General features: G+C 29.4%; 8 protein-coding genes and 1 other annotated feature. Of the genes, 4 read left to right on the forward strand and 4 right to left on the reverse strand.

The genetic code is table 11. From position 1 onward, the window contains the following. Nucleotides 1-82: 82 nt before the first annotated feature. Together KIB46_RS15635 and KIB46_RS15640 are read right to left on the reverse strand one after the other, a co-directional pair. Nucleotides 83-886, reverse strand: a complete 804-nt coding sequence (locus KIB46_RS15635; RefSeq protein WP_291673094.1) for a ribonuclease H-like domain-containing protein — start codon at nucleotides 884-886, stop codon at nucleotides 83-85. 14 nt (nucleotides 887-900) lie between these two features. Continuing rightward, the gene (locus tag KIB46_RS15640; RefSeq protein ID WP_156560963.1) at nucleotides 901-1,629 is read right to left on the reverse strand and encodes an HAD-IB family hydrolase; all 729 of its coding nucleotides are present in this window, start codon (nucleotides 1,627-1,629) and stop codon (nucleotides 901-903) included. 173 nt (nucleotides 1,630-1,802) lie between these two features. Here KIB46_RS15640 and KIB46_RS15645 point away from each other — a divergent pair, with 173 nt between their 5' ends. From KIB46_RS15645 to KIB46_RS15655, 3 genes are read left to right on the forward strand one after another with little or no spacing between them, the layout of a single operon-like run. Further along, complete coding sequence (locus KIB46_RS15645; RefSeq protein WP_027098143.1) at nucleotides 1,803-2,024, forward strand: ferrous iron transport protein A; 222 nt, start codon at nucleotides 1,803-1,805, stop codon at nucleotides 2,022-2,024. An 11-nt stretch (nucleotides 2,025-2,035) separates the two neighbouring features. Beyond that, nucleotides 2,036-3,799 carry a ferrous iron transport protein B gene (gene feoB, locus KIB46_RS15650; RefSeq protein WP_291673098.1) on the forward strand — a complete coding sequence of 588 codons (1,764 nt, stop codon included), beginning with the start codon at nucleotides 2,036-2,038 and terminating at the stop codon, nucleotides 3,797-3,799. A 16-nt stretch (nucleotides 3,800-3,815) separates the two neighbouring features. After that, nucleotides 3,816-3,953: a FeoB-associated Cys-rich membrane protein gene (locus KIB46_RS15655; protein ID WP_156560961.1), complete on the forward strand. Its 138-nt coding sequence runs from the start codon at nucleotides 3,816-3,818 to the stop codon at nucleotides 3,951-3,953. Nucleotides 3,954-4,135: 182 nt separating this feature from the next. Here KIB46_RS15655 and KIB46_RS15660 read toward each other — a convergent pair whose 3' ends face one another. Further along, complete coding sequence (locus KIB46_RS15660) at nucleotides 4,136-5,323, reverse strand: AI-2E family transporter (protein WP_291673100.1); 1,188 nt, start codon at nucleotides 5,321-5,323, stop codon at nucleotides 4,136-4,138. A gap of 96 nt (nucleotides 5,324-5,419) precedes the next feature. Beyond that, entirely contained in the window at nucleotides 5,420-7,111 is a 1,692-nt protein-coding gene (argS, locus tag KIB46_RS15665) for an arginine--tRNA ligase (RefSeq protein ID WP_291673102.1), read from the reverse strand. Between the two features lie 37 nt (nucleotides 7,112-7,148). Further along, nucleotides 7,149-7,351 (reverse strand) — a binding site (T-box leader). Nucleotides 7,352-7,472: 121 nt separating this feature from the next. Here argS and KIB46_RS15670 point away from each other — a divergent pair. Continuing rightward, nucleotides 7,473-8,993, forward strand: coding sequence for a Ppx/GppA phosphatase family protein (locus KIB46_RS15670; RefSeq protein ID WP_156560958.1), 1,521 nt, complete (start codon nucleotides 7,473-7,475; stop codon nucleotides 8,991-8,993). Nucleotides 8,994-9,093 lie beyond the last annotated feature (100 nt).

The raw sequence follows: 9,093 nt of genomic DNA on the forward strand, positions 1-9,093 counted from the left end.
TAAGAATATTTTATCATAAATCCTAAACTCGTAGAGTTTGGGATTTATTTTTTTTACAAAAAAAGAGCTACGCACTAATTATTTAGTGCGACAGCCCCTCTTTTTCTATAATTACATCTTCAAGTTGCTTATTCTCATCATCTTCTTCTGATTCTTTAACAACCTCATCTAATATTTTTTCATCAATAATTTCAATATCTTCGATTGATTTTATTTGTGAAACTTCATCCTCTTCCTTATCTTCAAATATTATGCTCTTCCAATTTACAAAAATGTGATAAAGATTTACAACATCTTGTTCATTATATAATAATATTTTCTCAATCTTTTCCCTAGGCATCCTCTTAATATAGTCTTTGTCCTTCATTACCTTATGAAATGTTTTAGCTAAATTTGAACCACTGATTACTTCACTTTCTCTTATTATCCCAAATTGCTTTTCGAGTTTTTTTAACCCTATAGACGTTTTTCTTTCTCTTTCATATTCTTTCTGAATATCAACTGATGCAAATTCTTCATTAAAGTCGTAAATAACTCCATACTTTTGGAATAAATAATTTATTACAGTAAAATCATTATTTCCAGAGAAAGTTACTATAGCTTTTTTACCTTTATTTTTCATAGATATAAAATAGTTTTTAGCTAAATAAAGAATATCCAGTCCTTCATACCTATTTTCTATCATATATTGGGTAACTTCTAAGGATTTTGTTCTACTATTATAAACACAAGCCCCAAAAACGCCTATACATTTTGGTTTTTTATACACATAATGTTCCAAATCAAAAAAAATCATATCCTCAGGTAAAAACTCCATACCTTCGTGATTAATCATAAGGTCATTAGACACATCATCAACTCTCAAGATGTTTTCTCTAACTATCACAGTACCACTCTTTTCTACGCAAATTGTAGGTTATTAATATCTAAATTATAAGTTACATCCTTTCTCTCTACTATGACATTAACTTTTTTCTTTAGACTTTCATCATTAATAACCTTTCCTAATAACTCTTTTGTCGGATTCATACAATAGGGATTTCCAACCATATTTAGCATGGTATAATCCCCAGCTGTATCCCCATAAGCATAACTCTTATCTAACTCTATATCATATAACTTTACTAATTCATTAATTGCTTTTTGTTTGCTCTCACTATCCCACATAGGAATTACATCCCCTGTATACATATTATGTTCATCTTGAACATAAATTGACCCTCTAAAATCATCGAACTCATATTTTTTAGCCATCTCTCTTACAAGTTCATATGGAGAACCAGATACTGTTATTATAATATGCCCTTGTTCTTTATGCCACTTAATTCTATCTCTAGTAAAAGTGTACACTCTATCACCCTTTTGTTCAACTACCCTTTTGGCTATAAAATCTATTTGATCTTTTTTAAGACCTTTTATAGCATCCATATATATATCTACCATTTTTAATAGATAATTATCATAATCTCCTTGACGTTTATCCCACCTAACAAACTCAGGCCTTACTTCATTATACCACTTTTCACCCTGTATTATCTCATATTTAACTAACTTCTTAAAAACTTCAGTTATTAACCCTTCTCTATATACAGTTCCATCAATATCAAAAAATGCTGCGACTTTTTTCACAATCTATACCTCCTTTAATAATATATATTGTTTCTATTATACTTAGATTTTATTTTTTCGCAAATTTAATTAATTATTAATGAAATTGAGATTTACTTTCATTGACATTTTTATCTTTAAATGATAATATAATATTGATAATGATTTTCATTCAATTTTTAGAGGTGATTAGAATGTGTTTATGCGAATTAGAATTAGGGGAAATCGGAACAATTAATGAAATAAAGGGAGATTCAAAGTTAACAAAAAGACTTTGGGCTCTTGGTTGTATAGAAGGAACAAAAATACAGCTAAAAAGGGTTGCACCATTAGGTGATCCGATAATAGTAAACTTAAGAGGATTTGATTTAGCTATAAGAAAAAAGGACGCTAAAAATATTTTTATTCAAAAGTAAGGGGGATTTATATGACAACTATTGCTCTTCTTGGTAATCCCAATGTAGGTAAAACAACTTTATTTAACGCTTTGACTGGTTCAAAACAATATGTTGGGAATTGGCCAGGAGTAACTGTAGATAAAAAAGAAGGTTTTTTCAATGATATTAAAATTGTAGACCTTCCTGGAATATATGCAATGGATACTTTTTCAAATGAAGAAAAGGTAGCTAAAAACTTTTTAGAACAAGATGATGTTGATTTAATATTAAACATTGTTGATGCTTCAAACTTAGACAGAAATTTATATCTAACTACTCAATTAAAACAATTTAATAAGCCAATTATTTTGGCTGTAAACATGGTAGATATAGCAGAAAATAAAGGAATTATTATTGATTATAAAAAATTGGAATCTTTATTAAATATAAAAGTTATGCCTATATCAGCTGCTAAAGGAACAGGAATAGATAAACTTAAAGAAGTTATTTCAACAACTACTCTTAGCAAACCTAATGATATGGACAAGTTTAACTTTAAGAACGAAAAAGCTGCTTATAAGTACATAGAAAGTGTTTTAACTGAGTGTAGTAAAGTACCAGATAACAAAAAGGTTTCTTTTACAGATAAATTAGATAAAATATTACTTAATCCATTTTTAGCTTATCCAATTTTTATTTTAATGATGGTATTAATGTTTCAAATTACATTTTCATGGGTTGGACAACCTTTATCAGATATGCTAGATGGATTACTAAATGATTCCTTTATGCCATGGTTAAGTGAATTATTATCAAATTCGTCACCTTGGTTCCAATCACTTATCGTAGATGGAATAGTTGGAGGAGTTGGAGGAATCCTTGTTTTACTTCCTGTAATACTTTCGCTTTTCATTTGTATTACAATATTAGAAGATAGCGGGTATATGGCAAGAGTTGCTTTCATAATGGACAAACTTATGAGAAAAATGGGTCTATCAGGAAAAGCTTTTATTCCTATGATTGTTGGATTTGGATGTTCAGTTCCTGCTATTATGAGTGCTAGAACTCTTGAAAGCGAAAAGGATAGAAAACTTACTGCTTTACTTGTCCCTTTAATGTCATGCAATGCAAGATTACCTGTTTATACAGTTTTTGCAGCAGTATTCTTTGCTGATCACCAAGGACTAGTAGTTGGTTCGCTTTACTTCTTAGGAATATTACTTGCATTCTTAATAGGTATATTATTTAAGAATACAATTTTTAAGAAGGATGAAGAACCTTTTATAATAGAATTACCTGAATATAAAAAGCCTGAATTCAAATCTGTTTTAACTCAAACTTTAGACAAAGGTAAAAGCTTCTTAAAGAAGGCTGGTACAATAATATTCGCTATGAGCGTAGTTATTTGGTTGTTATCTAACTTTAGCCTTAACGGAATGGTTGATAACGTAAATGATAGTATCTTAGCTAACATTGGTTCATTTATAGCACCAATATTCTCTCCATTAGGATTTGGTAACTGGCAATCATCAGTTTCTTTATTATCTGGATTACTAGCTAAAGAAACAGTAGTTGCTTCTATGGGAGTTATATTTGGTGGAGATTTATCAGTGACATTAGCTTCACATTTCACTGCATTATCAGCTTACTCTTTCTTAGTATTTGTATTACTATACACTCCATGTGTATCTGTAATTGGTGCAATGAAAAAAGAATACGGAACTAAACTCACACTATTCTCAGTAACTTATCAATTAGTATTAGCATGGGTTGTTTCTTTCTTAGTATTTAACATAGGCAAGTTCTTAATTTAGAAAGGTTGGTGATATTATGGAAATCTTGATTACTGTAGGAATAGTAGCTTTATCAATTTTCATAATTTATAAAAACATAAGAACATCTTCTAAAGGAAAATGCAATTGTGGCACTTGCTCTAAAAACTGCCCAGCTAGAAAAAATAATAAATAAGATTTTTAAAGACTGCATCTTAACTGCAGTCTTTTTTTATAAATAACTTATTTAAAATTCCTAGTTACAATAAACAAATAAACATATAAATATGTATTTATATAAATATACAAAGAAATAAATATACCCTTTCTTCATCTTTAATTTATCTCAGGGATATAAAAAAACCAGTAGTATTTAACCTACTGAGTTTTTTCTTTATCTATATCATCCTTACTCTCTATATTATCCTCATTATAAAAATCTTCTTCTCTTGCATCAATTCTTCTCATAAGATTTTTATTCTTTGTCTTAAATAAATTCACCTTTCTCTCATAATATATGTTTATAGTTGCCATGGTTGGTGATGCAAGTAACATTCCTATAGGTCCAAAGAATCCCCCACCTATTGTAACTGCTAATATTATATAAAATGGTTTTACTCCAACCTTATCACCTATAAGCTTAGGATCTAAGTACCATGCATCAAATTGTTGAAGTGCTAATAAAAATACAAATATTGTTATAGCCATAGTTGGTGATACAAATAAACCAACAGCTGCTCCAACCACTTCTCCAACAAATGGTCCAAAGTATGGAATCATATTAGTAACTCCAACTACAATTGCTAATAACGGGGTATATGGCACATCTAATAGCATAAGTCCCAAAAAAGCTAATACTCCTATTATAGCTGAGTCTATAGCTTTAGTTCCTATATATTTACCTATCATTTCATGATAAGTTCTAACTAAATCTATTAATTTTGTTCCTTTTTCTTCTTTTAGTATCATATATGTTATAGTTTTAACTTCGGCAATAAATCTTTCTTTATCTAACAATATATAAATTGAAATTAAGAATCCAAATCCTATTTTTACTACGTTTGTAGTAATTGATACTATAGAAGATACAGAACCATCTAATATTCCAATTATAATACTACTCATCTTTCCAGATATAACACTTATATTGTCTAAAAGTCCAGTACTGTTTATTAAGTCATAAAGATTTTGATTTTTTAACGCTTCATTAATCCAACCTTGTACAGTTTCCATATATTTAGGTATTTCAGATGTAATTGATATTATACTATCAACAATACTAGGAACAATATATAATGCACCTATTACTATAGCTCCTCCGATTAATAGATATGTAGTAAAAATAGATAAACCTCTTTTCATATTTAATTTTCGTTCAAATAGGTTCATTATTGGATTAATACAATAAGCAAATATCATTGCGTATATGAACGGAGATATTACAGATATTGTTGTGCTTATAAGATTTAAAAACATTTGATAATTGTCAATTAACTTATATCCCACAAGAGCTATTAAAACTATTACCAGAATATCTCTATACTTTATATACTTATTAAAAAACAAACTTTCCCCACCTCTCTATTTAAAATTATTATAATTATAGCATATTTTTAATAATAATAAAGAGTATGCATTATACAAATACATACTCTCTCATAATTACATTTTTTCTACTACATCTATACCTAAAAGGTCTAATCCATTCTTTATAACTTGAGCAGAAGCTTCAACTAGCTTTAATCTTGTTGCCTTTAAAACTTCATCTTCTAAGTTTAATATTGAATGAGCATTATAGAACTTATTAAACGCCTTAGCAACTTCTATAGTATATCTTGTAACAATTGATGGCTCTAATTTATCTAATGCTAATAAGATTTGGTTTTTAAAGTTATCTAAAGTCTTAACTAATTCAAATTCTTCCTTAGATGATAATTTACTATAATCTACTTCCTTGCTAACTCCTTCAGCTCTTCTTAAGATACTCTTTGCTCTAGCATATGCGTATTGAACATACGGACCAGTTTCTCCATCAAATGAAAGAATTTCTTTCCAATCAAATACAATATCTTTTTCCCTAGAGTTCTTTAAGTAAGTGAATATTACAGCACCTACCCCTATCTTCTTAGCTACTTCTTCCTTATTTTCTAATTCTGGGTTCTTTTCATTAATAACTTCTAAAGTTTTTTCTACTGATTCTCTAATTAAATCATCAAGTAAAACAACTTCTCCCTTTCTTGTAGAAAGCTTTCTATCAGCAAACTTAACTAATCCAAAGCCTACATGGACACAATCATTTGCCCAGTCATGTCCAGCCAATTCTAGTACTTTAAACACTTGCTTAAAATGTAGGGCTTGAGGTGTTCCTACAACATATATACTCTTATAGAAGTCATATGTCTTCTTTCTATACATAGCTGCTGCTAAGTCTCTTGTTGCATATATTGATGCTCCATCAGCCTTTAAAACTATACATGGTGGCATATTGTAGTCTTCTAGCATAACTACTTGTGCACCATTACTTTCAACTAAAAGCTTCTTTTCTTTTAATTCATTTACTACAACATCCATCTTATCATTGTAGAAAGCTTCTCCGTTGTAAGAATCAAAATTTACTCCAAGTATATCGTATACTCTTTCAAATTCCTTTAAGCTTAAATCTCTAAATCTCTTCCATAAAGCCTCTGCCTTTGGATCTCCATTTTCCAAAGCTTTAAAGTATGCTCTTCCTTCATCTTCTAATGATGGATCCTTTTCAGCTTCATCATGGAACTTAACATATATTCTTAATAATTCTTTTATTGGGTCAGCTTCTAAAGCTTCTTCATCTACCCATCTATGATAAGCTGAAATAAGCTTACCAAATTGAGTTCCCCAGTCTCCTAAATGATTTATACCTATTGCATTATATCCTTCTTTCTTATACATCTTGTATAATGCGTTACCAATAGCTGTTGTGAAAAGATGTCCTACATGGAAAGGCTTAGCTATATTAGGTGAAGAATATTCAACACATACATTTTTTCCTTCTCCAATATTAGAAGCTCCATAGTTATCTCCTTCTTCTAATACCTTTTCTATTGTATTTTTACTAAATACACCTTTATCAACAAAGAAATTTACATATGGTCCTAGCTGTTCAACCTTTTCAAATCCATCTTTATTAATATTTTCTGCTAATTCACCAGAAATCATATTAGGTGCTTTTCTCATAACCTTAGCTAATTGAAAACATGGAAATGCATAATCACCCATTTCTGGTCTTGGTGGAATTTCTATTAAGCCTTCTATCTTGTCTAAATCTAAATCAACATGTTCTTTTATTAACTCTGAAATTTTCTTTTTATAATCCATATTTATCCTCCTAAAATAAAAAATCGCCTCTTGAATAACAAGAGACGGAAATATCCGCGGTACCACTCTAGTTGCAAAAAATGCCACTCAACTTTTTAACGCAGTATTCTGCGGCCAATCTTACTCAATTCAGATGGCATCTCAGAGGCTCTCTTCCAAACTAACCTATTCACAGGGCTTACACCCTCCCCTGCTCGCTCTAGAAATCAGTTAGAGTACTCTTCTCTTCATCGATTTTCTATTATCTTTTATACATTATACCTATAAATAACTTTTAATGTCAATATTCATTTTTCCATAACATTTTTCTATACACTATAGTATAATAATAATATTATTATTATATCTTAAGGAGTTATTTATGAATAGGGTTGGTGTTATAGACATAGGTTCTAATGCTATTAGATTTATGTTGACAGAAGTTGAGGAAGGTGGGTACTTTCGTATTATAGATGAATTGAGTACCACAGTTAGATTAGGATACGATTTAATTGATAATGATTTTATTTCTGATGAAAAGATACAAAAAACAATTAGCACCCTAACTACATTTAAGTCTCTTGCCTCTGTTTCTAATGTATGCGATATCGTAACTGTTGCTACTGAGTCATTAAGTGCTGCTACAAATAAGGATAGGTTTGTTAATACAATAAAAGAAGAACTAGATATGGATACTATTGTACTTTCAAGTGAAGAAGAACTTTATTTTAGTTACCTTGGTGTTACAAAAAGCATTTACTTTGATAATTCTCTTTTAGTTGATGTAGCTGGTACTTCTACTTATATAGCTTGGATATTAAATGGTGAAATAAAAGAAAGTACAACCTTACCTATAGGTAGCGTAAACTTAACATACAAGTATAATCTCCAAGATAGAATACTTAGAGATGATTTAGATGCTGCTATTAGCAAAATTTATAGTGAACTATTAGAAATAGACTGGTTAGGAAACAATACTTTTGATTCTATAATTGGTGTAGGTGGCACAGTACGGGCTATTGCTAAAATGAATAGGATAAAAAATAGATATCCTTTTGACATTGCACATAACTACATAATGACTGATTATGATGTTCACGATATTTATAATCTTTTAAAGAGCAAAGATTATAAGCTTAGAAATAAATTTGATGGTTTATCAAAAGAAAGAGCTGATATTATAGTTGGTGGAATTTCTATATTCCATGAAATAATTAAGTATGTTAATGCATCAAAAATAATTGTGTCTGGTAGAGGACTTAGGGAAGGTATAATGTACGAGTACATAAATACTCACTTTAAGCCTATAGAGGATATACTAGATTATAGTATAAATGGTATATTAGAAGATCTTCATATTAATAAAGAACATGCTAAAAACGTGTATAATCTTAGTCAAAAACTATTTGAAGCTTTCAAACCATTACATCATTTAGACAATGAATATGACCACATAATAAAGACAGCTGCTATGTTACATGATTGTGGTACATCAATAGACTACTATAATCACCATAAACATACTTTTTATATTATTTTAAACTCATATATTAACGGATTATCACATAAAGAGCTTTTAATGAGTGCATCAATTGCAGCATCTCACAGAAATAATAGCTATCATGTAGCTTTACCTCAGTTTTGCTCAATAATAAATAAACTCGACTTCAAAGTTATTGAAGAATTAGGGATTATTTTAAAAATTGCTGAAGGCCTTGATAGAAGTCTTTCTGGTGCAGTAAAAGATTTAAGCGTATCTATAAATGAAGATACTGTTGAAATTCAATTATATTCTTGCTTAAATCTTGATTTAGAAATTTCTCAAGCACTAAGATGTTCAGATAAATTTAAAGAAGTATACGGGAAAACCTTAAATATAAAAAAGGTTTACTCTAATAAATAGGAAGGGGCTGTATCAAAATAAATTTGATACAATCCGATAAAAAGAAAGAAGAGAATTCATGAATTTGAATTCTCTTCTTTCCGTATAATATTAATATGAA

This window comes from Clostridium sp., assembly GCF_018372875.1.
Classification (GTDB): Bacteria; Bacillota; Clostridia; order Clostridiales; family Clostridiaceae; genus Clostridium.

Bases quoted from the DNA above. Each gene is read 5' to 3' on its own strand.
- KIB46_RS15645 (WP_027098143.1), top strand. From the start codon at position 1,803: ATGTGTTTATGCGAATTAGAATTAGGGGAAATCGGAACAATTAATGAA.
- argS (WP_291673102.1), bottom strand. From the start codon at position 7,111: ATGGATTATAAAAAGAAAATTTCAGAGTTAATAAAAGAACATGTTGAT.
- KIB46_RS15670 (WP_156560958.1), top strand. From the start codon at position 7,473: ATGAATAGGGTTGGTGTTATAGACATAGGTTCTAATGCTATTAGATTT.
- feoB (WP_291673098.1), top strand. From the start codon at position 2,036: ATGACAACTATTGCTCTTCTTGGTAATCCCAATGTAGGTAAAACAACT.
- KIB46_RS15655 (WP_156560961.1), top strand. From the start codon at position 3,816: ATGGAAATCTTGATTACTGTAGGAATAGTAGCTTTATCAATTTTCATA.